Source organism: Ensifer sp. R-19 (genome assembly GCF_049905105.1).
In the GTDB taxonomy this organism is placed as follows: Bacteria; Pseudomonadota; Alphaproteobacteria; order Rhizobiales; family Rhizobiaceae; genus Ensifer.
In genome coordinates, this window is record NZ_CP184571.1 from 398,671 (window position 1) to 421,603 (window position 22,933).

The 22,933-nt window shown below is 59.0% G+C and carries 21 protein-coding genes and 2 pseudogenes; 16 read left to right on the top strand and 7 right to left on the bottom strand.

All coding sequences use genetic code 11. The annotated features are described in order from the left end of the window. The first annotated feature begins 90 nt into the window (after positions 1-90). The gene (locus ACN9MO_RS32345; RefSeq protein WP_164829399.1) at positions 91-228 is read left to right on the top strand and encodes an LPD7 domain-containing protein; all 138 of its coding nucleotides are present in this window, start codon (positions 91-93) and stop codon (positions 226-228) included. After that, a pseudogene (locus ACN9MO_RS32350) lies at positions 204-481 on the top strand (hypothetical protein); the annotation flags it as partial. The gene ACN9MO_RS32345 and the pseudogene ACN9MO_RS32350, both read left to right, overlap by 25 nt. Here ACN9MO_RS32350 and ACN9MO_RS32355 read toward each other — a convergent pair. Genes ACN9MO_RS32355 through ACN9MO_RS32370 form a run of 4 tightly spaced genes read right to left on the bottom strand, consistent with a single transcriptional unit; the run spans position 414 to position 5,341 of the window. Continuing rightward, positions 414-1,115, bottom strand: a complete 702-nt coding sequence (locus ACN9MO_RS32355; protein ID WP_425988342.1) for a response regulator transcription factor — start codon at positions 1,113-1,115, stop codon at positions 414-416. The pseudogene ACN9MO_RS32350 and the gene ACN9MO_RS32355 overlap by 68 nt on opposite strands. A gap of 1 nt (position 1,116) precedes the next feature. Next, positions 1,117-1,494 carry a response regulator gene (locus ACN9MO_RS32360; protein WP_425988345.1) on the bottom strand — a complete coding sequence of 126 codons (378 nt, stop codon included), beginning with the start codon at positions 1,492-1,494 and terminating at the stop codon, positions 1,117-1,119. 2 nt (positions 1,495-1,496) lie between these two features. Next, complete coding sequence (locus ACN9MO_RS32365) at positions 1,497-2,138, bottom strand: response regulator transcription factor (protein ID WP_425988348.1); 642 nt, start codon at positions 2,136-2,138, stop codon at positions 1,497-1,499. Beyond that, positions 2,135-5,341: a PAS domain-containing protein gene (locus ACN9MO_RS32370; RefSeq protein WP_425988351.1), complete on the bottom strand. Its 3,207-nt coding sequence runs from the start codon at positions 5,339-5,341 to the stop codon at positions 2,135-2,137. The genes ACN9MO_RS32365 and ACN9MO_RS32370 overlap by 4 nt, the downstream gene beginning before the upstream one ends. Before the next feature lie 49 nt (positions 5,342-5,390). Between ACN9MO_RS32370 and ACN9MO_RS32375 the strand changes: the two genes are divergently transcribed. Beyond that, positions 5,391-5,732 carry a hypothetical protein gene (locus ACN9MO_RS32375; protein ID WP_425988354.1) on the top strand — a complete coding sequence of 114 codons (342 nt, stop codon included), beginning with the start codon at positions 5,391-5,393 and terminating at the stop codon, positions 5,730-5,732. Positions 5,733-5,737: 5 nt separating this feature from the next. On the opposite strand, the gene ACN9MO_RS32380 is transcribed toward ACN9MO_RS32375, so the two are convergent. After that, positions 5,738-6,709 (bottom strand): alpha/beta fold hydrolase, encoded by a 972-nt coding sequence (locus ACN9MO_RS32380; protein ID WP_425988357.1) that lies wholly within the window; start codon positions 6,707-6,709, stop codon positions 5,738-5,740. Positions 6,710-7,110: 401 nt separating this feature from the next. Here ACN9MO_RS32380 and ACN9MO_RS32385 point away from each other — a divergent pair, with 401 nt between their 5' ends. After that, on the top strand, positions 7,111-8,040 hold the full coding sequence (locus tag ACN9MO_RS32385) for an MBL fold metallo-hydrolase (protein ID WP_425989364.1): 930 nt from the start codon (positions 7,111-7,113) through the stop codon (positions 8,038-8,040). Positions 8,041-8,305: 265 nt separating this feature from the next. Here the strand turns inward: ACN9MO_RS32385 and ACN9MO_RS32390 are convergent, their stop codons facing one another. After that, the gene (locus ACN9MO_RS32390) at positions 8,306-8,626 is read right to left on the bottom strand and encodes a hypothetical protein (RefSeq protein WP_425988360.1); all 321 of its coding nucleotides are present in this window, start codon (positions 8,624-8,626) and stop codon (positions 8,306-8,308) included. Positions 8,627-9,175: 549 nt separating this feature from the next. Between ACN9MO_RS32390 and ACN9MO_RS32395 the strand changes: the two genes are divergently transcribed. The 11 genes and pseudogenes from ACN9MO_RS32395 to ACN9MO_RS32445 all read left to right on the top strand — a co-directional run bounded on the left by ACN9MO_RS32395 (position 9,176) and on the right by ACN9MO_RS32445 (position 20,379). Next, on the top strand, positions 9,176-10,144 hold the full coding sequence (locus ACN9MO_RS32395; protein WP_425988363.1) for an MBL fold metallo-hydrolase: 969 nt from the start codon (positions 9,176-9,178) through the stop codon (positions 10,142-10,144). A gap of 167 nt (positions 10,145-10,311) precedes the next feature. Next, a complete protein-coding gene (locus ACN9MO_RS32400) occupies positions 10,312-11,064 on the top strand; it encodes an SDR family oxidoreductase (protein WP_425988366.1) in 753 nt (250 codons plus the stop codon). Between the two features lie 59 nt (positions 11,065-11,123). Next, positions 11,124-11,540: a cupin domain-containing protein gene (locus ACN9MO_RS32405; protein ID WP_425988369.1), complete on the top strand. Its 417-nt coding sequence runs from the start codon at positions 11,124-11,126 to the stop codon at positions 11,538-11,540. 71 nt (positions 11,541-11,611) lie between these two features. Beyond that, positions 11,612-12,637 carry a mechanosensitive ion channel family protein gene (locus ACN9MO_RS32410; RefSeq protein WP_425988372.1) on the top strand — a complete coding sequence of 342 codons (1,026 nt, stop codon included), beginning with the start codon at positions 11,612-11,614 and terminating at the stop codon, positions 12,635-12,637. Positions 12,638-12,747: 110 nt separating this feature from the next. Beyond that, positions 12,748-12,948, top strand: a complete 201-nt coding sequence (locus ACN9MO_RS32415; RefSeq protein WP_425988375.1) for a hypothetical protein — start codon at positions 12,748-12,750, stop codon at positions 12,946-12,948. 152 nt (positions 12,949-13,100) lie between these two features. Continuing rightward, positions 13,101-13,448: pseudogene (locus ACN9MO_RS32420) on the top strand (histidine kinase dimerization/phospho-acceptor domain-containing protein); the annotation flags it as partial. 441 nt (positions 13,449-13,889) lie between these two features. Next, complete coding sequence (locus ACN9MO_RS32425; RefSeq protein ID WP_425988378.1) at positions 13,890-14,072, top strand: hypothetical protein; 183 nt, start codon at positions 13,890-13,892, stop codon at positions 14,070-14,072. Then, complete coding sequence (locus ACN9MO_RS32430) at positions 14,072-14,767, top strand: response regulator transcription factor (RefSeq protein ID WP_425988381.1); 696 nt, start codon at positions 14,072-14,074, stop codon at positions 14,765-14,767. The genes ACN9MO_RS32425 and ACN9MO_RS32430 overlap by 1 nt, the downstream gene beginning before the upstream one ends. A 25-nt stretch (positions 14,768-14,792) precedes the next feature. Further along, entirely contained in the window at positions 14,793-16,583 is a 1,791-nt protein-coding gene (locus tag ACN9MO_RS32435; RefSeq protein WP_425989367.1) for a 7TM diverse intracellular signaling domain-containing protein, read from the top strand. A gap of 152 nt (positions 16,584-16,735) precedes the next feature. Next, positions 16,736-19,195 (top strand): hypothetical protein, encoded by a 2,460-nt coding sequence (locus ACN9MO_RS32440; protein WP_425988384.1) that lies wholly within the window; start codon positions 16,736-16,738, stop codon positions 19,193-19,195. A 197-nt stretch (positions 19,196-19,392) separates the two neighbouring features. Then, positions 19,393-20,379: a hypothetical protein gene (locus ACN9MO_RS32445; protein ID WP_425988387.1), complete on the top strand. Its 987-nt coding sequence runs from the start codon at positions 19,393-19,395 to the stop codon at positions 20,377-20,379. A gap of 512 nt (positions 20,380-20,891) precedes the next feature. Here the strand turns inward: ACN9MO_RS32445 and ACN9MO_RS32450 are convergent. Then, entirely contained in the window at positions 20,892-21,689 is a 798-nt protein-coding gene (locus ACN9MO_RS32450; protein WP_425988390.1) for a phytanoyl-CoA dioxygenase family protein, read from the bottom strand. An 84-nt stretch (positions 21,690-21,773) separates the two neighbouring features. Here ACN9MO_RS32450 and ACN9MO_RS32455 point away from each other — a divergent pair, with 84 nt between their 5' ends. Further along, the gene (locus ACN9MO_RS32455) at positions 21,774-22,676 is read left to right on the top strand and encodes a LysR family transcriptional regulator (protein WP_425988393.1); all 903 of its coding nucleotides are present in this window, start codon (positions 21,774-21,776) and stop codon (positions 22,674-22,676) included. Positions 22,677-22,933: the final 257 nt, after the last annotated feature.

The window sequence follows — 22,933 nt, forward strand, 5'->3', positions numbered from 1 at the left end:
TGAAAAGGCTCACGACCAGCTTGTTTGCGGCGTGAAGCGCTATTTCCTCTGTCTTGAGGTTGAAGCTGGTCTGCAACACTGGAGGGACCGATGCAAGTCGCCTCACAGAAATGGGGCTCGCTGACGATCAACGGCACGGATCGCTACAACGCGCTCGCTGTCGAGCTTGCCGCCGGGCACGGTTTCAAGATCACCAATCCGGAGATGCAGCGATACGCGAAACGTTGATTATCACCAAGAACGGTCGCCCGCGGACGATTCTGATCGCCTATGAAATTATCTTCGCTTGATGCGGCGCGAGCGTTGTGCCGAACTTACGAGCGCCTGGGACGCGGACGAGCTCGCCGCAGTCGAACCTTCCGCAGGCGAACGTTCGGCGCTACGATCTGCGGCGTCGGTATCCCTAAGCGGGATCAATCGCGAGAGAACCGGGCGCCGCTGGCCTCACGCATCACCATGGGCAGGGTCTCCCAAGCCCTGATCAACTCGCCGATCGACCCGGCTCCCATCTTGCGCATGACGTTGGCCCGGTGCAGCTTGACTGTGACCTCGCTTATTCCGAGGTCGAAGGCGATCTGCTTGTTGAGCCGCCCCTGTGCGACTTCGCGCAATATCTCGCGTTCCCGGTGCGTCAGCGTCTCCAGGCGTTCAATGTTGCGACTGACGATTAAGGCGTTGGCCCGTCGCGCGGCGTCGAGCGCAATGCCGGTTATTACTGCATCGAGCAGCGTCTGGTCGCGCACTGGCTTTGTAAGAAAGTCGACGGCGCCCGCCTTCATAGCCTGCACGGTCATCGGAATATCCCCGTGTCCGGTCAGGAAGATGATCGGCTTCGCGTTGCCGTTTTCCGCCAGATGGCGCTGCAGGTGAAGGCCGCTCGCTCCCGGCATGCGCACATCGAGGATCAGACAGCCGGGCCTGTCCAGTATGTCGGCGTCGAGCACTTCACGGGTCGAGGCAAAGCTCAGGGGCTTCAGGCCCGCCGAGAGGATCAGCTCCGACAAGGCCTCACGAACAGCCGCATCGTCATCAACTATGATAACGATGGGCTCACTTGTGTCATTCTGCTGCCGCGGGGGCGGTGGCGATCTCCGGAGCGGCTGGTCAATTCTCATGTCACCCTCCTTTAGTCGATTTCTGAAAAGCTTCGCCTATCGCGTTGAGTAGGGCAGGCGCGTCGAATGGCTTCCGGAAAAGACCGTCCACGCCCTTGGCGCGGCGTTGGTCGCCGATCTCGTGGCGGCCGGTAACCAGAAACACCGGTAGTTCTGGACGCTCCTTGTTGACGATGTCACGAAGTTCAAAGCCGTTCATGCCCGGCATGCCGATATCGGTGATCAGAAGGTCCAGGTCCGCGAGGCCGCGGGCGAGAAGGTGCTCGGCCGAGCGGAGACAGCAGGCTGCATATCCAGCGGATTCCAGTAGCTCCTCAAGCGACTCAAGCAACCGAGGATCGTCATCAACCACCGCGACGGTCGGTCTTGTCTTGTCCATGCTCAGTTTCCTCCCGCACGGCGCGAATGGGTGATTGGTATCCCCAATCGCTCTGCTATGCGCACCAAGTCGGCGAGCGATGCTGCCGCCATTTTCTGCATTACATTCCTCCGATGGATTTGCAGTGTCACTTCGCTGATTCCGAGTTGTGATGCCGCCTGCTTGTTGAGCAGGCCACTGACGACGAGCGGCAGTACGTCCCGTTCGCGTGGCGTCAATTCGAGATAGCGTTGTCTCAGCATGCCGAGTTCAGCCCGCTCTGATCGGTTTCGCCGATCCACGGAAATTGCCGTATACACCGCAGTCATAAGGTCCGCGTCGCTGAACGGTTTGGTGAGAAAATCCACCGCACCGTGCTTAATCGCCCGCACCGAGGAGGGGATGTCGCCATAGCCCGTAATGAAGACGATCGGCGGATGATCGCCGTCGGCAATCTGCCTTTGTAGTTCCAAGCCGTTAATATCGGGCAATTCCAAGTCGAGTATCAGGCAGGCCGGTAGATCCGGTTTCTCGGCGTCCACATAATCGCCCGCCGAACCGAACGCGATGGCGCGCATGGCGTGGGTTTCCAGGAGCTCGCCGAGCGCCTCCCTGATGCGTTGGTCATCATCGACGATGAAAACAACAGGATCATCCGTCGTCATGGTGCCGCTTTCCCTATGATTGGTAAGGTGAATATGAACCTCGCGCCATGCGGCTCATTTTTCTCGGCCCGCAAACGTCCACCATGTGCCTCGACGATAGAGCGGCAGATGGCAAGCCCCATGCCCATTCCGTTCGCTTTCGTCGTGAAGAAGGGTTCGAAGATCTGATCCGGGAACTCGATGCCATTTCCTTGGTCGCCTATTTCGGTCTGCACCTCACTGCCCACGCGATGGGCGCGCACGGTGACCGATTTTTCCATTGCGACGTCCTCCATTGCCTCCATGCCATTGCGCATGAGATTGATCAGCACTTGCTGGATCTGTATGCGGTCAATAGCGACAGGCGGAAGATCACTTTCCACGTTGATGTCGATGCGGATGCGACGACGCAACGCCTCCCCAGCCACGAGGTTGCATGCTTCTGCAATGACGCCGGGGAGAGCCAGGCTGGCTCTATCCTCCACGGATTGCTTGAAGAGGGCCCGAATACGGCTGACTACTTCCGCCGCCGAGTTGGCGTCTCGGATGACCCGTTCGGTGGTGATTTTGGCGCGCGCAACATTGACGGGCTCAGCCGAGAGCCAGCGGAAGCACGCATGCGAATTGGCAACGATCGCTGCCAACGGTTGATTCACCTCATGGGCGATGGAGGCAGACAGCTCCGCGAGGCTCGCAGCTTGACTGGCGCGCGCAAGCCGTTCTTGCGCTAGACGCAGCTCCTCCTGCGCGCGGACCTCGCCGTCCACATCCAGGCAGATGACGTTCCATTGCACGATGGTGCCATCGTCCTTCCGCATCGGCGCGGCGCGCGTTTCGACCCAGATATAATCGCCATCGAAGCGCCGCAGGCGGTGCTTTCTGCGATAGGGTTCGCCGGTGGCCAGGCAATGGGCATATTGCTCCTTGACGCCCGCCACATCGTCGGGATGAACTCCGGCATCGAGCGTGCCGTTCAGACGCGATTTAGCCTTCCCATCCAGTTCCTCCAGTTCATATCCAAGGAACTCGCGCAGTTGCTGGCTGCGATAGACCGGTTCGCCGTTCGGCGCTGCACAATCGATCATCGCCGGGAGTGTTTCAACTAGTTGCCAAAGGAAGCGTTCTCTCTCGCGCAACGCGGTCTGTGCGCTCATCTCGTCTTCAATGTCGATCGAAGCAATATACCATTGCACGATTGTGCCATCTGCGTTGCGCAGAGGCTGTGCGCGCGCCTCTATCCAGCGATAGACGCCCTGTTTGTTGCGCCGGCGGAACCGGTTCACGAAAGGCTGACCGGTTGCAAAGCCATCCATCGCCCTCTGAAACATTGTTGAAAAGTCGTCTGGGTGGGCCACGTCTCGGGCCAGCGCATCGAAGTCTTTAATGTCCGCCGTCGGCGAACCAACGTCGTCGAGATATCTCTTGCTGGTGTAGGTCATATCGCCTGAAGCGGCAAAGCTCAGGATATTGAAGGGCATGGCGTCGATCATTTGTTCCAATTGCCGCTTGCTGCTCTTCAGCGCTTCTTCGGCCCGCACCTGATCGTCGATGTCGATAGATACCTGATACCAGTGAACGATCGCTCCGTCTTGATCGCGCAGAGGCTGCGCGCGCGCCTCCATCCAGCGATAGTTGCCGTCTTTCCAACGCCGGCGATACCGCATCATGAAGGCGTCGCCAGTTTTAAGCGAGTTGGCTGACGCTCGCAGCACCTCGGGGGCATCTTCGGGATGAACCAGCTTTTGCGCCACCCGGACACTTTCTTCGAAGTTCGCCTTTGTAAGGCCGAGATCCTCCAAAGATCGCTTGTTGACGTAGGCCAGCTTGCCATCAGGCGTCCAGCTCCAGATGTGGACTGGCAAGGCGTCCACAAGCTGCGAAAGCTCGCGCTCCCGGTCGCGCAAGGCTTCCTGTGCGCGCACCTCATCATCGATGTCGATGGAGATTGCGTACCATTGCACGATCTTGCCGCTGTCGTCCCGCAGTGGTTCCGCCCGGCCGTCAACCCAGCGATACACGCCGTCGGCGCGACGCATGCGATATTTCATCGAGTATGATTCGCCTGTGGCGACGGCGTAGCGCACCGCCTGCAATAGACTGGGCGCATCATCCGGATGGACAAGAGTCTCGACGTTTGTCGCCAGTTGGCTTGTGCCCGGCCTTTTCAACTGTTGCAGGTCAAACCCGAAAAAATCCACCAGGCGCTTGTTGAAGAAGGTCGGCTCGCCTTCAGGCGTCAGCCGTCTGATGTGGACTGGGACCATGTTCACGATCTGCGAGAGCTCCCGCTCTCGATCGCGCAGGGCCGCCACACTCTCGCGCAATGTCAGCAACGCGAGCTGGTGCTGCCGCGATATGGCGGCCACGACCAAGGCCGAAAAGGCCGAGATCGCGAGGAAGAGTTGCAGCATGATCTGGTTGTGGCGCTGATTCTCCACATTTCCGGCAAACTGGCTGGCGCCGGATATCGTGAAGATCGCGGCTATCACCGCGAGCAGGGCGAGAGTAACGGCAGCCCCCTTGAATTCGAAGCGCACAGCAGCCCAAAGCAGCGGCGGCATGATGATGTAAGCGAAAGGCAGGTAGCCGCCGAGAGAAAGGGCCGCTACGCCGAGAAGAATCAGTCCCAGGACGCACGCTTCAATCCATCGCGCAGCCGACAGCTTGGCCTTGCCGTTCCAGTTCTCGATTACGACCAGCGCGAGCGGCGCGACGATCAAGATCCCAGCCGCATCCCCGATCCACCAGAGAGGCCACGCCCCAAAGAAGGCCTGCGAAAATATGCCGAACCAGGCAAGCGTCGCGCTACCCAGCGTAGCACTCACGACTGGCGCAGCCACCGCGCCCAGTGCGGCGAATAGGAGAACTTCCTGCAGCGTTTCCAGTCGAGCCGGTCGGCCTAGGACCCGATTCACGACCCACGCGCCGAACACGGCTTCGAGCGCATTGCCTGCATATATCAGGAAGGCTGCAGGCAGCGGGCTATGGAACCAAAGGACATTGGCGAGTAGCTCAGCCAGCCCACCCACTATCACCCACCATGGCCAACTCTTCATGGGGGCAAGGATGAGGGTGGCGATGAACAGCCCGCTCGGAGCCCAGATGGAAATGCCCGTTCCAGGAACGATTGCAAGAGCCTGCGCGAAGCCGCAACCCAGGACATAGGCCACAAAAAACAGACCCAGGTGCAGGAGTTGGGGGCGGTTCGACCAGACACGCGTCATCGGCGACTCCTGCAGGGAACATAAAGCTTGGGCGGCGCCAGCATGTCGAATGGCTAGTCTCGACATCAGCGCCAGCGATCCCCTGTCGCACCCTATTCGCGCCATTGCACGGCCGCAACTTATGGAAATCCATGTATTGGCGGGAATACCGTCGCTTGGCAACCCTGGTGAAAAACTGTCAAGCCTCAATGATATCCGACAACGCTTGGATGTTTTTGTCTCAGTCCAAAAACAGCAAGGGCGTGGCATCCTCGTCGAAGTCCGTCGACGGCTGACCTTGTTCCACTGCAGTGCGGCTGTCGATCGGACCACGGGATCGAGGAACTGGCGCGGCAAGGCCGCGCCAGTTCTGGACGGGACGGAGCACGGCGGTTTGCTCCGCGATCCGTAGCGAATTCAAGCCTTAAGGAAGGCGAGCAGGTCGGCGTTGACCTGGTCCTGATGCGTGGCGGTAATGCCGTGCGGGGCGCCGGGATAGTAGATGTCCTTGGCGCCTTTGATCAGCCGAGCAGACTTGACGGCGGAATCCTTTACCGGAACGATCTGGTCGTCCTCCCCGTGCAGGACGAGCGTCGGCACATTGAACTTCTTCAGATCTTCGGTGAAGTCGGTTTCCGAGAATGCCTTGACGCATTCATAGGCGTTCAGGAGACCCGCCTGCATGCTCCAGAGCCAAAATTGGTCGAGCATGCCCTGGGAAACGTTCGAGCCGGGTCGATTAGCGCCGTAGAATTGTGGGGCAAGGTCACGGTAGAATTGCGAGCGATCCTTGACGAGGCCCGCGCGGATCGCGTCGAACGCTTCGATCGGCAACCCTTCCGGATTGGTCGCCGATTTAACCATGACCGGCGGCACAGCAGCGATGAGGACGGCCTTGGCGACGCGCTTCGTACCGTGCCGGCCGATATAGCGGGCGACCTCGCCGCCGCCGGTAGAGTGACCGACCAGCGTTGCGTCCCTGAGATCCAGCGCCTCGATAACGGCGGCCAGATCGTCGGCATAGCCGTTCATGTCGTTCCCCGACGCCGTTTGGCTGGAGCGTCCATGACCACGGCGATCGTGCGCCACGACGCGGAAGCCGTGCTGAGCGAGGAAGTGCATCTGGCCGTCCCACGCATCGGAGTTCAGCGGCCAGCCGTGCGAGAAGGTGACGATCGGACCGGTGCCCCAGTCCTTGTAATAGATTTCTGTGCCGTCCTTGGTGGTGATCGTGCTCATGGCTTGCTTTCCGTGACTGATGGTGGCGGGGAGAGGCTGCTTCGAAGTCTTTGCGGCGGCAACCGCGGGCAAGCCCACTGCGATACCAGCGGTGAGGCTGCCGAGCAGGGCTTCGCGGCGTGTAACGCCGACAGGCAATGGGTTCTGCATATTTTTTCCTTCACGATGATTGAAATGCGAAAGAGGATGGCGACCGGCGGCCCAAAAAACTATTGGCCGAAAGCATCTGCGGACTGTGCGAAAGTTTAGCTGATCGGATCGGACGCCTAGACAGCAGGTCTGTCGGCCTTGATGACGAGCGAAGCCGATATGAACGACAACGATTGACCGCGTGGGATAAGGTGATCGTCGGAATAGTAGAGGACGTCGGAGACTTCCTTACGGTGCAGGAAGCAATTCAGCCGCGCTGACGTTTGAGATGTCTTAGGGAACAATCCTTTTTGATTGCCCTATCCAAACTTACGCATAGCTGACCGGCAAAATTCACGAACCTAGAGTTCGCTACGTGGCCCGTGATTGCCACGCCTCAAAACCTACAATTGGAGCGTATTATGTCGAACGTAGAAGCAACATCTCGACCGGCGGGTCGGCAGGTCAAGCCGGGACCCGGCGAGCCGGTTCCATCGCGCTACGCGGTGCGAGTCGGTGATATCGCCGTAATGGTGATCAGCGACGGTGTACTGACGCCGCCGGCTGAATCGATGGCAACAAACGCCGATCCAGCCACCCGTGGGGCTTGGTTGGATAATCAATTTCTTTCGAAGGAGGCCTTCGACTGGGCACTCAACGCGGTCGTGGTCCGCACCGGGAAGCAGACGATACTGATCGACAGCGGCCTCGGCGAGGAATATCCGGACTTTCCGCGTGCAGGACAGTTCGTGCACCGGCTGGAGGCGGCTGGCGTCGATCTCGGGGATGTTACGGATGTCGTGTTGACCCACATGCATTTCGACCATGTGGGCGGGCTTCTTGCCGAAGGTGTGAAGGAGAAGATGCGTCCCGATCTGCGGGTACACGTCTGTGCCGCTGAAACCGAATTCTGGAAGTCGCCGGACTTCTCCCGCACCGCTATGCCGCCGACACTCGCCGCGCTGGCCCGCAAGGCGTCGCTTGATTTCATGAATGTCTATGGCAACCAGATACGCACCTTCAAGGACGAGGCCGAAGTGGCTCCCGGCGTTTCCGTAAGCCGTACAGGCGGTCACACGCCCGGACATAGTGTCGTCCGCGTGAAGTCTGGCAAGGAACGGCTGATGTTCGGCGGCGACGCGATCTTCCCGGTATCGTTCGATCATCCGGAATGGCATAACGGCTTCGAACATGATCCGGAAGAAGCCACGCGCGTTCGTCTTCGGCTCATGCGCGAGCTTGCAGATAATGGCTCCTGGCTGATCTCAACGCACATGCCGTTCCCGTCCGTGGGTCGCGTCGCGGGGGCCGGCGACCTCTTCCGGTGGGTGCCGGTCTGGTGGGACTACTGAGCTCAGTATTTGTAGATAGATAGCCGGCGCATCGTTTGATGCGCCGATTTTCGCAACAATGGCATGCCCCCTTGTTCGGATTGTGGAGCGCTTCGCTTGAACGCCGTCCGGGCTAAGTCAAGAATCACGCCGCGATTTCGTTTGGGGCGAAACTTCTCCACACCGACAGTGACGCTCCGTTCGGCGAGCGGATGCCGCTTTCTTCGATAACCTCGCCAGTATGTGAGACCATTAGCGCGTGCGAGCCCCGTCGACCATGACAGTCTTACGGATTGCCCTTTGCCGCTTCGGTGATGATCGGTCCACCGTACGAGTGGCCGACCAGAACCCCAGGCCGGTCGATGGCGCGAACGACCGCCGCGACGGACACCGCATCCGACGCGACACTGCGAAGCGGGTTGGCTGCCGCGATCGCCACATAGCCATCCTTGGTCAGGCGGGCGATCCCAGCTTCAGGATTCGGCAAAAGCGCCATGAGAACGATTGTCGACTCGACTTGAGATCGTGATCTTGGGACTGTGCGCTGGCGACGGTCAATGTGGCGATCACGGCGCCAAGGGCCAAAGGCCTTGATGGTTCTGAACATCTGCTTTCTCCTAACGCGCGGTTGCTTACGCTTGGAGAATGCGCGGGGTTTGAGGTCGCTCTGCGTAGGACAGGCCCTTGCATTGCCTAAGTATGGGATTGGATGGCCAAACAGCGGTGAAACCTGATCGATTGGCAAGGCTCAGCTCCATCTGATGTTAGTCGGCGAATTGGTTGCGATCGGGTCGTGGCTAAGAGGGTGCCCGGATCACCAATTATTCACGGTATGGCGGATCACCTATCTGGCCGGGAGGACGCTCCCGCGGGGGCAAGATGACCAGAGGGTTGAGCATATTCGCAAGGAAGATGGCGGCATCGCTTCCTCGCCGTCGAGGCCTGAATTGCCAAGCGCTTCGATCCCAAACTAATGGAGCTCTTCAAGGTGCGCGTGTCACAGATCAATGGCCGCCCTGAAAGCATAGGCTACCCTATCCTCAGGTATGGCCCTTCCTCTTCTCCCGCCGGATCGACCGCCAAACGTGCCTCAACATAAAATCCGCGCCGTGGCTTGTAACCGACACGTTTCGATCACGCAAAACAGGAGCGCATCATGTCGCAGACAGAAACAAAACCCCGTTCGATTGCTCAGCAGGAGACTAACATGAGCTTGGAAAACAACTCACGCGTCGGGAGAACAGGCGCCGACGAACTGGTCCCGTCGCGCTACGCGGTGCAGATCGGTGATATTGAGGTGCTGGTGATCAGTGACGGCGTGCTGCCGCTGCCGACGAAGATGCTGGGACACAATGCCGATCCGGCCGAGCGCGCGGCCTGGCTGAACCACATGTTCCTGCCACCGGACGCGTTCGACTGGGCGCTGAACGTGGTCGTGGTGCGCAGCGGCAAGCAGACGATCCTCATCGACGCCGGCCTGGGGCTGGACCCGGAATTGAACCTGCCTCGAGCTGGGCAATTGATCAAGCGACTGGAAGCCGCCGGCATCGACCTTGGATCCGTAACCGACGTGGTGCTGACCCACATGCATATGGACCACGTTGGCGGGCTGCTCGTCGACGGGGTGAAGGAGCGGCTCCGTCCAAACCTTCGGATCCATGTGGCGACGGCAGAGGTCAAATTCTGGGAGTCACCCGATTTCTCTCACGTGTCCATGCCGCCCGGCTTCCCGGACGCTCTTCGGGCGGCTGCGAAGCAGTTCAGAAAAGAATATGAGAGCCACCTGCGATTGTTCGACGATGAGTACGAGGTGGCGCCAGGCGTGGTGGTCTCTCGAACTGGTGGCCACACACCCGGGCACAGCGTGGTCCGCGTTGCATCGGGTAAAGACCGGCTGATGTTTGCTGGCGATGCGGTGTTTGCGGTCGGCTTCGATCACCCCGACTGGTTCAATGGCTTCGAACACGACCCGGAAGAAGCTGCCCGCGTCCGCGTTCGTCTTTTGCGGGAGCTGGCCGAGACCGGCGAGCTTCTGGTGGCCACTCATATGCCGTTCCCCTCTGTCGGCCATGTGGCTGCCGACGGCGAACACTTCCGTTGGGTGCCGGTCTTCTGGGACTACTAACCGCCTGCTGCACCAGAGTGAGCCGGCGCACGGCCCCCTTTAAGGCCACGCCCCGGCTCATCTGAGTGGATTTGCAGAACCGGCAGGGCCGGCCCGATCCTCGACCAATCATTCAAAAACGAATGAACAGTGCGGTGCGCAAAGCGGCCGCAAAAATGGAGAAGTTCATGAAAATCGTCATCATCGGCGGAACCGGCCTGATCGGTTCGAAGACAGCCGACCGCCTTCGCAAGCAAGGCCATGAAGTCATTGCCGCCGCTCCGAACACCGGCGTCAACACGATCACGGGTGAAGGTCTCGCCAAGGCGCTCGCCGGGGCCTCCGTCGTTATCGACCTCACAAACTCGCCGTCCTTCGAGGACAAAGCCGCGCTCGAATTCTTCGAGACGTCAGGCCGCAATCTGGCGGCGGCGGAAAAGGCCGCTGGTGTAAAGCACCACATCGCGCTTTCCATCATAGGCACCGACCGCCTGCCTGAGAGCGGCTACATGCGCGCCAAGGTTGCGCAGGAAAAGATCGTCAGGGGCGCCGGCATTCCCTATACGATCATCCACTCGACGCAGTTCATGGAATTTCTCGGTGGCATCGCCCAGGCGGGCACGGTCGGCGACACGACCCACCTGTCGACCGGCTTTTTGCAGCCGATCGCCTCCGATGACGTCGCCGACTTCGTGACGGATGCGGCCCTTGCGGCGCCAGTGAACGGCATCATTGAGATTTCCGGCCCCGAGCGAGCTCGGCTTGGCGATTTCGTCGCTCGCTACCTGAAGGCGATGAGCGACACCCGCAAGGTCGTCGCCGATCCCGAAGCCCTCTATTTCGGCACCAAGCTCGAGGACGGCTCGCTCGTCTCCGACAACAATCCTCGCATCGGCCGCATTTCCTTCGAGCAGTGGTTCGCAACCGCTGCGCGGAAATGACCGAGCCGCAATGCGTCCCATATGGCGGCGCACCTTCCTACCTCGAAAGGAGTTTCTCTATGATCAAGTTAATTTTCTCTGCCCTTACCGTGAGTGCTCTCTTGTCCGCAGTCGCAGTTGCTGATGCCGGTAGCAAGGACGCAAAGGTTACGCTGGTTTACGAGCATGAATTACCGAATGTTCCGGGCAAAAGCATGAAAGGCATTCTTGTAGAATACGGTCCCGGCGGTTCTTCCTCAGCGCACACGCATCCCAACTCGGCCTTCATTTATGCGACGGTGCTGGAGGGCGCCATTCGCAGCCAGGTGAACGAGGCGCCGGCCAAGGTCTACAAAGCGGGCGAAAGCTTCTCCGAAATGCCGGGCGATCGCCATGGTGTCAGCGAAAATGCCAGCAAAACCAAGCCCGCCAAGCTGCTGGCTGTTTTCGTCGTCGACAGCAGCCAAAAGGAACTGACCTTCCCGATCAAGAAGTAGGCAAAGGGCCAGCCGCTGTCTGCGCATTTGGCCCCTTTCCCAATCGTTAAAAATCATCGCTGGTGAGTGCCATGTTCGACGAAGATCATTCCCTGCCGCTCCTCCTGATCAATATTCTGGGGTTTGCCGGTATTCTCGTATGGCACATTCAAGGGCGGCGCCGTCCGACCGGGCGCCTGATCGTGCAAATTCTGTGCTTCGCCACAATGAGTCTCGTGCTCGGCCTAGGCGGAATTTCACCTTACAGGCTCGATCAAGCCGAGTTCCAGGGCACCGGCGTCTTGATTGCCAAGTCCGCGAGGATTCTTTGGTGGACCCATCTTGCGTGGACGCTCATCGGCTTCGTTCATATCTATATCAGCCTCAACCATAGGCCGCGGGAGGCGCATCTCCTACAGGATCTGATCGTCGCCGTTGTTTATCTCGGCGTGGCACTTTCGATTGTCGGCTTCGTCTTCGGCGCGCCAATAGGCCCTTTGGTTGCCACCTCGGGCGTGGTTGCCGTCATCATCGGTCTGGCGCTGCAGAATACGCTTGCCGACGTTTTTTCGGGGATCGCGCTTACGCTGGGGCGGGCGTATGTCGTCGGCGACTGGATCCGGCTCAGCGACGGAACGGAAGGGCGGGTCGCCGAAACCAACTGGCGCTCGACGAATCTGCTGACGAGCGCGCATAATGTGGTGGTGGTACCCAACAGCGTCCTGGCGAAGCAGGGTGTGACCAACCTCAGCCGTCCTGACGAAACGCACTGGATTGCGTTTGTCGTCCGCATTGCCGCAACTCACGCGCCGTCCCTCGTGGAGGAGGTCATGCTGGGTATTCTGCAAGGCTGTGCGAGCATCGTTAAGGTTCCGCCGCCGGCCATCGCGCTCAAGGCGATCGATGCGACGGCGATCGAGGTCGAGCTGCAGTTCTGTGTGGTGAGCCCTGCGAGCCGGTTACCGGCGAAAAACGAGATCATTGACCTTGTATATCGCGGTTGCAAGACGAACGGCCTTTCTCTGGCAAGGCCGCCCGAGAGCCTGCTCTGGGGGCCAGCCGTTGCGGGCAGTGAGCCCGCAGCTATCGTCACTCCGTTCTCATCCAGCACGGTTTAACATGGACGTCAAACTGAAGCGCAGGATTGGCGACCTTGAGCAGCAACTGCGCTCCGCAGCGACCGAGAAGCGATTACGGCCTGATCGGCGAAGCTGTTCAGAAGGTTGATATGGCTATCGCTGAAGGCCCCGGCTCGGCGCGCGAAACACCGATCGTGCCGACGGCGACGCCCTCGCAAAGCATGGGCACCACGATGATGCTTCGGTATCCCCTGATGCGCGCCATCTCCTTGACGGCTTCAGGCACGCCGGGTTCGGTTTCGATATCGGAGCGAAACTCCATGACCGAGTTCATTGCGGCTCGGCTGTGAATCCCTGATGATGTCAGCGGAGCAGGAAATGAAGCCCGAGTCTCCTCGTGGCTGGCTAGGCTCCCCGCGGTGCACGCCGCCAGGTGAAGCATGTCACGTACGACGCGCGTTACAGTGCCGTTTGACCGCCGAGCAGCCGACGCGAACTCTCAGAAAACGCACGGCTTTTTGAGGAGGTGCAGGCGCGCACCACACTTCTCGCCGAATCTCTCGACGATCTGCGCGGGGCACAGGATCGTCTGGTGCAGACCGAAAAAATTGCCTCGCTCGGTCAATTGACTGCCGGCATTGCTCACGAGATCAAGAACCCCCTCAACTTCGTGAACAATTTCGCGGCGCTTTCAGTCGAATTGACGGATGAGTTGAATGATGCGCTTACGCCGGTCGTGCTGCCGGACGATATTCGCGATGAACTCGACGAGCTACGCGGTCTTTTGAAGGACAATCTGCAAAAGATTCTGCAGCACGGAAGACGAGCCGATTCCATCGTAAAGAACATGCCTGATTGACCAGCCTATTAGCGCGTCGTCCTGCTCGTCCGCTGTCAAGTCGCGCACTTTCCACTGCTCTTTGCGCCAGCGCCGCCTGTAGCTCGCCCGCTTGCCGCCAGGGCAACTGAGACAAGCTGCGTAATGTTAGCGGTTCATGTGCCCAGTTTGTTTCCGGTTTGTGCGTCCGGAATCGCATAATGTATCGAGTGGAATGCCTGAAGGGCAAAGGTTAGGCCCGGTTTTTGGCGGCGACAATTGCCTCTGCCTGTATCACACAGAGTTCGATTTCTTGTTGGGACATGCCATTAGCTGCATTGGCGAAGCGTTCGACCAAAGCCTAGTTCTTGCTGAGCCTGTGCTCGACCAAGCCAGCAACCAAAGCTGAGAAGCACGGCAAGCAGATTGGTAGTCTTCTGGCATTCGGCCTCATAAGGCCCTTTCAACGGACGCTTGCGCGGCGAATGCCTCAACGAGCACCTGTTCGTCAGCTACCTCCATGCTAGTGAGATCCTCGAAGATTGCCGAAGCGAATATAGCCTGAACCGCCCCACCCCATCTGATCTCAGGGTGTCCGTCTGGTGCAATTATGGGTATTGCTGCTTCCTCACTACTCTCATGCGGCCGGTAGGGTGATGACGACAGATCTATCTCTCGACGCACCGGGCCCGCTAGTGCCGAGCCCATTGCTTGTCGTTGAAGACGAACCGGTGATGCATGAGCGCTTGTACACCATACTGGTCGGTCTCGGCTACGAGGCGACTGCCCTGTCATTTGCCGGCAGCATGCTCGAGGCGCGTCATCAGCTCTCGAACCAGCCATTCGCGATGGTCCTCGTCGATATCGGTCTGCCAGACGGCAACGGTATCGAGTTGATCCGGGAACTGCATTGGCAAGATGCTGCATTACCCATCATCGTCATTTCTGCCTGGAGTTCCGACCAGGTGATCCTTGAGGCGCTGCAGGCGGGTGCTATCGGATATCTGCTGAAAGAGCGGGACGATATCGAGATCAGCCTGTCGATCCGCAGTTCGCTGAGAGGCGGCGCCCCCATCGATCCCTTCGTCGCCAAACGCATTCTAGCAATGATGAACACCATTGCATCGCCCCCTGGCGCATCGCTGTCGGCAAAAGGCCCGGCCCTGACGACGCGCGAGATCGAAATTCTAGGAATGGTCGCAAAGGGGCTCACCAACAAAGAAATTTCCAACGTGCTATGCCTGTCACGGTTCACCGTGGAGTGCCACATAAAGAATACTTACAAAAAGCTCGCCGTGGGCTCTCGTACCGAGGCGGTTTTCGAGGCCCGCATTCATGGTCTTTTGCCTTAGGCTGATCGCGCAGCTAAGTGTGGCGATGCTTCTCGTTGCCGGCGTGGCTTTCGCGGCGCCCGCGCCGACCGTCGCTTTCAAGACAATCGAGGCGGCCCAGTCGGATTGGAGCGATAAAACTCCGCCCACGAGCGGCTGGACCCCCGTTCAATTGCCAGACGATTGGAGCAGGCGTTGGGGAGGCTTCGACGGTGTCGTCTGGTATCGACTAACTTTTGATGCTCCCGGCACCACCGGACAGGCAGCCTTGATGATCGACTACTGGTCGCTCGCCGGCGCGGTCTGGCTAAACGGTTCGTTGCTCTATCGGGACGCGAGCCTGGTCGAACCCTTGTCGCGCTCTTGGAATGTTTCGCGCCTTTTCTATCTTTCGCCGCCGACGCTAGTCGTCGGTGAAAACACGCTGTTGATCCGCGTTTCCGGTTTGTCCGCCTTTCAACCAGGGCTAGGCGCTGTCACGGCCGGCGATGCCGTAGCCATCCAGGCGTACTTCAGCGACATCGAATTCCTGCGCCACGATATACCGGTGTTCGAAATCGCTTTTACGCTGGCGCTCGCCATCTTCTTCCTGATCGTCTGGCTCCTACGCAAGAGCGAAGCCGGTTACGGGTGGTACGCTCTGATGTCGTTGGCTTGGGCGGGATATTCGATCAATCAGATCGCGACCAGCACATGGCCGCTGAACAACACGAACAGCTGGAGCCGGATCAACATGATCATGTTCATGTTGTGCTGCGTGGCTTTCTTCATGTTTACGATGCGGTTCTGCGAGCGTCGCTTTCCGAGGCTCGAACAGGCGGTCCTCGCCAGCTTCGCACTTGCCACGGTCTGGATGCTGTTATCGTCTGATATCGCGACCACGCGTATCGCGCTTTCGATGCTTTCCCTTATTCTCTATCTGGTAGCCTGTATCGCCTTTCTCGTGCTTACCCGCAAAGTCAGGCGTCTCGACGTTATCGCCCTCAACATCGTCAACTTCATTGTGCTGCTGGGAGCAGTTCACGACATACTGTTGTTCACCGGGGGGTTGCCCGGCACACTCTACTATTTCCCGATCACGACCCAGCTCCGCGTGGTGTCTATGGCATTCGTGCTGGCCTGGCATTTCGTTGCCAGCCTCACACGCATCGAACGCTTCAATCAGGAACTGGTCGATAAGATCACTGTCGCAAAGCAGGAATTGGCCCTGACCTTGCGCGAACAGCACGAGATGGCTCTGTCGAATACGCGCCAGGCCGAGCGTATGTCCCTTCTACACAATCTTCATGACGGCCTCGGAGGCACGCTGGTTAACAATATCGCCTTGCTCGAGCGCAAACCGAAGAGATTTGGCTCCGACCGCTTCCTCTCCATTCTGAAAGAGTTGCGCGAGGAATTGCGCATCGTCGTCGACACGTCGACGGGGCAAAACAACGAACCGCAAAGTCTGGCTGAGTGGCTTGCGCCGCTTAGAAGCCGTTACGTCCTTCTATGCGAAAACCGTGATGTCACCTGCGACTGGCACCTCGCAGGACTGGAAAACCGCTACATGCCATCCCGGTATAGCCGCGAACTGATGCGGATGCTGCAGGAATGCGTGACCAATGCCCTGAAACACGCCGAGCCACGCAATATCAGTATTGCGCTACGGGTGGAGGACAATTTCTTGCTGATGCGCGTCGAGGATGATGGCCGAGGCTTCGACGTCACGAAACCTGGCCCGGGCATTGGCCTTGAAGGCTTGAAGACACGAACCCGCCGCCTCAATGGAACGCTCAGCATCGATTCGCAGCCGGGCGCCACCGTCATCGAAGCGGCGATACCCCTTCCGACTTAATCCGTGGCGTCCTTACTCTACCTAGTTTCAGGTATTTCGAACGTATTTCTATCGTGGTAGCTACAACCTGGGCGATAAATCTTCAACATCGCACACGATCGCGTCGAAAAGTCCGCGACACCAGAGCTCTGCCAATAAGAGGAAACACGCAGATGTCGACCCAGATGGCAAATGCAGACTCTAAAGCTGCTCCCGAGGCCACACTCGTGGCACCAGAGATCGCCCTCACTCCGATCGCCAAGAGCGAGTTGAATCCCCTCGAAACCGATGAGCGTTTGATTGCAAAAGGGCGAAAGAAGGAAGTAACCGACAGCGCGAAGTCCGGAATAGCGCCTGTACTTCTCTTGGCAGCCGGCGAGCAAGCATCGTCGCCGACCGACAAGCTCTACTCAACGTTCGCCAGTATATTCGGCAACGAAAACCCAAAACAGCTCTTCTCGCTCGTGTGGCCGGGCACGGTCTTGGATTATGATCCGTATCAGCTGCCCGAAGGCAAATCAGGCACGCCAGACACGTTGGCGCAAATCGCCCAGTCGGTGTTGTTCGATCAGTTTTATCCGATAGCGCCGATCACGCAGCCTGACGGAACGCGCGTTTCGGACCGCTACCGCCAAGCGCTTGAGACATTCGGTCCTGTTCCCAACGAACGGCTGCTTGATCTGCAGCGTGTTATCCGCAGCCGGCTTGATCAGAAGGTCGAGGTGGACATCAACGGAGTGCAGACAACGGTGACGCTCCTGGAGAAATTCTCAATACTGCAGGAGCGGTGGATCGAAAAGAAGCAGGATTGGGCCAAACTCAAGTCAGACGAATACGAGCGTCTCAAGACGAACGGCGACGCGGACTGGTGGGATCGTTACGTCACCTGGTATGAGAACAACGCTGAGGGACATGTCGACGCGATCAATGCTGCCTACAACCGAATGTTGGCCGATTTTCCGCTCTCGGAGTTCGAGGACGCCCTTGCCATTCTCGATACGCACGATGCAGCCGCTCTATTGCGTGCAAAGCAGGACATGCGCAATGCCGCCACGCCGATCCCGCCCGAGGTTGGCAGCTTCTTTTACAATACGAGGGCCACACCAAGCGACTGGGGTTTCGCTTTAAAGCCGTCGACAACGTTCACGGATTTGCTGGCGGCGCCAGACGCGCTGCAACGCTACCAGGACCTTTGCATCGAGCAATTGACGCAGCAGATCTACGCGTTCAACGCCTTGCTTTCGCAAATTCCGGCTTCGCCCGACAAGGAAGCTATCGCCCAGGCCCTGACGGACTTCAATTCGGCGCGCGAGGCCTACTACACAGCGACAAGCGACCTAATCAAGAACTACACCGACAACACGGTTCTGGCTGTCAAGACCTACCTGCAATATAAGCAGGGCAGCGACGCGCAGAAGACCACTGGCGCAAATGATCTGATCGGAAAATTGAACACCCAGAACAAGGGCAACGGAAAACCACTCGTAGCCAAACCGGGCACGCCGAACTGGGAGGAAGTGGCCGAGGCCGTTGGCGCCGCTCAAAAGAAGCTGGTCGACGACACCGGTAGCATGGTGTCCAAAGGGCAGCGCCTGGCCGATGCAGCAACCAAATATCTGAAATCTGGAGCTGGCGCCGGGCTGCGCGAAATGATTGAGCCGATTTTGGCCAAGCTGAACGCGCAGTTGGAAACCCTGCTGTCATCGTCCAAAAATTTCAATGCGTCTGCCGGACGCGCCATCGTTCTCAATGGCGACGGCGTCGCCTCATTGGCTGCTGGTACGCCCGACACCCCAGAATTTGCGTCTGTCGCGGACGCCGTCATCAATCGTCGTTGGAGTCCTATTACGCTGACCGTGACGCAGAACGATATGGCGGCGGAATCCAATACCAGCACGTCGTTCTCGCAGACCAATTGGAATGTCGATCTGTTTTTCGGCAGCGCTGGGGGGCAGAGCACCGAGGCGTCGCAGAAATTTGCAGCGGACTACATGGAAAACGGCTCTGAGATCCAGATCGGCATGCTCGCGACGAAGGTCTTGATCGAGCGGCCATGGATGCATCCCGAAGTCTTTGCATTGACCAAGCAGTATTTCAAGGCCCTTGATACCGTCGTTACCACTCCACCCGATGCCAGTATGACCAAAGGCACGTTACTGGCGCGTTTGCTTGGCGGCGAGACGACCCGTGAAAACGCCACAGCCAACTGCCAAAGGCTTGCGGGCAACACGCTCCCCGGCTATCCGGTTGCCTTGCTGCTGGTCAAGGACGTCACTATCAAGCTCAAGATCAAAGCCGCCGCTACGAAAGCTCTTCAAGAGCATTCCGAGCGCAATGTCTCCAACGGCGGCGGCTTCTTGTGCTTTAGCGTCTCGCGCACGGAGGCTTCCTCGGCCGACAGGAAGGCGACTACCAGTTATGCGATGGGCGGAGACTATGTGTTCCGGATTCCGTCTCCTCAAATCATTGGCGTGTGGAACCAGATTCTGCCGTCCGATCAATCCCGCTATCTGGATTCTAATGCGCTCGAACGCATTTTGAAGTTTCAGGTGCCGGAACAGCTTACGCGCAGCATAACAAGCCTCCGCTCGCATAAGGAAATCGCTCCAAAGCGTGATGCGCCGCCTCGGTGAGAACCGAGTGAGCATCAAGGACATGCGGGTACCTAGACTGTTGATCCAGGTTGCTCTCATGGCCGATCCAACTCGTGGGGCGGCTGCGATCAGGTCGTCGTTCGGATCTGTAGTTATCGCAGTCGACTCCGCCCCCCATCGCTTCTCCGGATCGTTCCGAGTTGAAGACGTTTCCAATTTCCATAACGGAGGCAAAGATGAAAAACAGAGAGCTAAGCCAGTACAGAAGCATAGAGCAGGCACAAGATCGATTCAGGACCGAACTTTACGCCATCAACGGCGTCAACGGATCGGCGGTCGGGCTCAACACCACGCCAACCGGGGAGCGGGGCGAGCCCGTTCTCGTAATTTTTGTCGACAGGGGATCATCCATTCTCGCGAACGATCCATCCATCGCGGTGTTCGACAAAATCCGCTCGACAGGCGTGGCTATCGACATCATCGAACACAGTAACACCTTTGTTCCGTTACCGCTTACCGAAGGCTCTGCGGATCAGGCCACAGTCGGAAACGCTCGGAAAGACGCGATGAATCCCATGATCGGTGGGATTGCGTGTGGCCCGGATGTGAACATGCTCAAGGCGCCGTGGAACGGGACCTTGGGGTTGGCCGTGCGACGCGGCACCCAATTGGGCATCCTCAGCAATGAACATGTCATGTTCTACGACCAGCAGACGACAACCGTTTGCCAGCCTGCACGCGGGAACTCGGTGAGAAACCATCTCGCCGGCGACAACCTCGTCGCTCACCGAGGCAATATCGCGTTTAATGGCCGGCAGACATTCATTGACGCAGCGGTCGCTTCCGTCCTTGACACGCGGACGGCTGATCCGACGAGGGTTTTCGGTACGGATGAGCTAGTAGTCGGTAAGATTCCTCGCACACAGATCCAGATCGGTGATCAAGTGATCAAGTCTGGCTTGACCACTGGAATTACTGTCGGGACAGTAAGATACTTATCGGTGGATTCGCCCCAACAATTCAATCAGTTCGCGATCGAGGGCAACAATCACGCTCCCTTCAGCGATCACGGAGACAGCGGCAGCGTCGTTCTTGTTCGCGATCCTGACGGCGACCTGCGTGTGATGGGCCTTTTGTGGGGGAAAAACGAGGACGCGGGGCGAGAATACACCATCGCCTCTCCAATCGAAGCCGTTATTCAGGCCTTGAACATAGCTATTTGAGGGTCCCCCTCGCTGTTTCTGCAATGACGCACGCAGATGATAAGCCGAACACCGAATCCACAGCCTGAGCTGTGCAGGGCGATGTTCTTATTATGTGCTCAAAGGATCGCATAATGTATCGACTGGAAATGATGTGGGCGCGCCCGGAGTGCCCGGGTTCATTGTGAAATACCCGGGCTTTCTCGAACCGGCATTCAGGAATTGAATCGTTATAGGAGCACCGACGCGTCTTCATCTCCGAGCTGATACGCCTACGAGGTCCAGAGGCTGGCGCCGCATGATATAAGCCGCCTCCTTGACCGTTCTACGATACGATCCGCCAAGTGCTTCCGGGTGCATTCTCCTTGTCGCAACGAAACTGATCACCGTATCGCAATTTCGCGGACGCGACCGCCAACTCCGACTGCAACCTGCGACGAGGTGCCGACAGTGCTGCGTTGCCGAAGCAAGGGCAATGCCTGCGGGCCGCCGGCACGATGGCCAGCGGCCCGCAAATGTTGGGACCAGCGTTCTCAGCGCTGGAAGATCACGGGGAACCAGTCTTCGCGCAGCTTCTCGCCCGGCCGCATTCCATGGCCGGGGAAGGGCGGCGAGGTGCGTCCTGGCCGTTCCACATAATGCGCATTGTCGCCCAGCAGCCGCAGCGAGAAGGCTCGGCGTCGCGACTGACTCTGGTTGCCGCGGGCGCCGTGAAGGGTTTTGTAGTTGAAGGCCACCGCGTCGCCCGGCTCCATCTCCCATTCCAGGATCGTCATCCCTTCGGCATCCGGATCGGGCACCGGCATGTAAGCCTCAGCCTCGGGATAGAAATTCGCATCCGACAGCCAGCGCGTCGGCAGCACCGGCTTTTCCCACAGATGCGATCCCGCCACGCAACGTAGCGAAGCTTCCCGCACCGCATCGAGCGGCGACCAGAAGCTGACCGTTTGCTCACCTTCGACGAAGTAGTAGGGCGCGTCCTGATGCCAGGGGGTCGGTTTCGAAGTCCCCGGCTCCTTGACCAGCACATGGTCGTGGAAGAGTTGCACTGTGTCCGACTGCATCAGGTCGGCGGCAACTTCGGCGGCCGGCGATGCGCGGATCACATCCTCGAATTCCGAGATGCGCTGCCAGTTGCAGTAATCGTCGAAGAAGCGGCCGCCTTCACCTGCCCTAAGGTTTTCGGCCGCGTATTCGCCGGGTTCGGCCATGTTGGTCTCGACTCCCCGGCGCAGAGCGTCCACATAATCCCGGAAAAGGCCCTTGATCAGCACGACACCGTCCCGCCGATAGCTGTCGATATGATCCTGGGTGATGAGTGGATGAGGCATGCCAGTCTCCCTGTTGACTACCCGGATCATGGCGCTTACCAATTTTAACTTCCAATAATATATCCATAAGATAGATATAAGCTGATGCTATATATCTCGCTCAGGCAGCTCGAATATGTGGTGGCGGTGGCCCATGCGGGCAGCCTCACTATTGCCGCGCAGCAGGTGAACGTCTCACAACCGGCACTGTCGGTCGCCGTGACCCAGGTCGAGGCCCATCTAGGCCGAAAACTCTTCCTGCGGCGCAAGGGGGTGCCGGTGATGCTCACCGGCTTTGGGCGCCTTTTTCTGGCGGACGCCGAGGCACTCCTGGCCGATGCGGCCCGGCTGGAGGATCCCGAAGCACTGGGCCTGCGGCGGTTGGCGCGAATCACCTTGGGTATCTTCGAGGACTTGGCGCCAATTTATCTGGCTCCGTTGCTGCGGTGGCTGCGCGGAGAGTTCCCCGATGTCGAGATCCGGACAAGCGTGGCCTCATTCGAGATCCTGTCCGAGGCCGTCCTCGCAGGTCAGATCGACGTGGCCCTGACCTATGACCTGGGGCTGGACGCCAGTTTCCAGCGCCAGCACTTTGCAAGCGTGTCGCCGCAGGCGTGGTTCCAGCCGGACGATCCCCTGGCCGGGCGCAACGAAATCAGGCTCGCCGATCTCGCCGACCGACCGCTGATCCTCTCCAATCAGGGCCTGTCGATCCGCCATATGCTGGGGCTGTTTCGGTCCGTGGGAGTGACGCCGCTCGTGGCTCATCGGGCGACCTCGGTCGAAGTACTGCGCAGCCTGGCCGCGAATGGCGAGGGTGTCGGCGTCAGTTACACCAATCCGGCCGGCGCGCTGAGCTACGACGGCAAGCCGCTTGCGCGGGTGCCGATCGCCGATGCGCAAGCCATGGAGCCCATTGTCCTAGTCCATTGCGGCGATCAGCCGGCCCCTTTGCCCGCCATCCGCGCCGCCATCCTGGCCTCTGTCGTGCAAACCCCGGCGAAGTGATCACGGGGCCTGGAATGAATGCTGTGTCGTGCAGGCGGCGGGCGACTGGCTCGCATAGGAAGCGCTTCGGTCGCCAAGTCCTTTCAGGCGTTTTCCCGTCGTAGCTTAGGAATTTTCCGCATAAGTCAAACCATGGCGTTCGGCGAGAATGCTGCGCTGAAGCTTGCCAGTGGAGGCTTCGGGATGTCATCCACGACGGCCCGGCGTGGAACCTTGAAATCGACAAGCCTGGCGCGGGCAAATTCCCGCAGTCGGGC

Bases quoted from the DNA above. Each gene is read 5' to 3' on its own strand.
- ACN9MO_RS32345 (WP_164829399.1), top strand. From the start codon at position 91: ATGCAAGTCGCCTCACAGAAATGGGGCTCGCTGACGATCAACGGCACG.
- ACN9MO_RS32355 (WP_425988342.1), bottom strand. From the start codon at position 1,115: ATGAGAATTGACCAGCCGCTCCGGAGATCGCCACCGCCCCCGCGGCAG.
- ACN9MO_RS32360 (WP_425988345.1), bottom strand. From the start codon at position 1,494: ATGGACAAGACAAGACCGACCGTCGCGGTGGTTGATGACGATCCTCGG.
- ACN9MO_RS32365 (WP_425988348.1), bottom strand. From the start codon at position 2,138: ATGACGACGGATGATCCTGTTGTTTTCATCGTCGATGATGACCAACGC.
- ACN9MO_RS32370 (WP_425988351.1), bottom strand. From the start codon at position 5,341: ATGACGCGTGTCTGGTCGAACCGCCCCCAACTCCTGCACCTGGGTCTG.
- ACN9MO_RS32375 (WP_425988354.1), top strand. From the start codon at position 5,391: ATGGCTAGTCTCGACATCAGCGCCAGCGATCCCCTGTCGCACCCTATT.
- ACN9MO_RS32380 (WP_425988357.1), bottom strand. From the start codon at position 6,709: ATGCAGAACCCATTGCCTGTCGGCGTTACACGCCGCGAAGCCCTGCTC.
- ACN9MO_RS32385 (WP_425989364.1), top strand. From the start codon at position 7,111: ATGTCGAACGTAGAAGCAACATCTCGACCGGCGGGTCGGCAGGTCAAG.
- ACN9MO_RS32390 (WP_425988360.1), bottom strand. From the start codon at position 8,626: ATGTTCAGAACCATCAAGGCCTTTGGCCCTTGGCGCCGTGATCGCCAC.
- ACN9MO_RS32395 (WP_425988363.1), top strand. From the start codon at position 9,176: ATGTCGCAGACAGAAACAAAACCCCGTTCGATTGCTCAGCAGGAGACT.
- ACN9MO_RS32400 (WP_425988366.1), top strand. From the start codon at position 10,312: ATGAAAATCGTCATCATCGGCGGAACCGGCCTGATCGGTTCGAAGACA.
- ACN9MO_RS32405 (WP_425988369.1), top strand. From the start codon at position 11,124: ATGATCAAGTTAATTTTCTCTGCCCTTACCGTGAGTGCTCTCTTGTCC.
- ACN9MO_RS32410 (WP_425988372.1), top strand. From the start codon at position 11,612: ATGTTCGACGAAGATCATTCCCTGCCGCTCCTCCTGATCAATATTCTG.
- ACN9MO_RS32415 (WP_425988375.1), top strand. From the start codon at position 12,748: ATGGCTATCGCTGAAGGCCCCGGCTCGGCGCGCGAAACACCGATCGTG.
- ACN9MO_RS32430 (WP_425988381.1), top strand. From the start codon at position 14,072: ATGACGACAGATCTATCTCTCGACGCACCGGGCCCGCTAGTGCCGAGC.
- ACN9MO_RS32435 (WP_425989367.1), top strand. From the start codon at position 14,793: ATGCTTCTCGTTGCCGGCGTGGCTTTCGCGGCGCCCGCGCCGACCGTC.
- ACN9MO_RS32440 (WP_425988384.1), top strand. From the start codon at position 16,736: ATGTCGACCCAGATGGCAAATGCAGACTCTAAAGCTGCTCCCGAGGCC.
- ACN9MO_RS32445 (WP_425988387.1), top strand. From the start codon at position 19,393: ATGAAAAACAGAGAGCTAAGCCAGTACAGAAGCATAGAGCAGGCACAA.
- ACN9MO_RS32450 (WP_425988390.1), bottom strand. From the start codon at position 21,689: ATGCCTCATCCACTCATCACCCAGGATCATATCGACAGCTATCGGCGG.
- ACN9MO_RS32455 (WP_425988393.1), top strand. From the start codon at position 21,774: ATGCTATATATCTCGCTCAGGCAGCTCGAATATGTGGTGGCGGTGGCC.